Raw genomic sequence first — 418 nt, forward strand, 5'->3', positions numbered from 1 at the left:
ATTCGCCTTCACATAAAATTGGAGCACCAGTTTCCGAAAAGTTTGAAAAATCTGTTCATGTACAGCCGATGCTTTCACTTGATAACGCCTTTAATTCTGAAGATGTTAGTGAGTTTGTGGAGCGTGTTCGTCGTTTTTTGCGGCTGCCAGCAGCACAAGTATTAGAAATAACAGCTGAACCGAAGATTGATGGTTTATCTTTATCTTTGCGCTATGAAAAAGGAAGGCTTGTATGTGCAGCAACACGAGGTGATGGGTATATAGGTGAAAATGTTACAGCGAATGCACAAACAATTTCTGATATTCCAAAAGTCTTGCAGAGTAATTTTCCTGATATTATTGAGGTTCGCGGTGAAGTTTACATGGGGAGGGAGGATTTTCAAGCGCTTAATATGAAACAACAGAGTGAGGGAAAATT

At 39.7% G+C, this 418-nt stretch carries 1 pseudogene; it reads left to right on the forward strand.

What is annotated here, in order from left to right:
* Positions 1–418, forward strand: a pseudogene (locus J7R05_RS08450) (NAD-dependent DNA ligase LigA); the annotation flags it as partial.

Source organism: Bartonella capreoli, from assembly GCF_902813205.1.
Classification (GTDB): Bacteria; Pseudomonadota; Alphaproteobacteria; order Rhizobiales; family Rhizobiaceae; genus Bartonella; species Bartonella schoenbuchensis.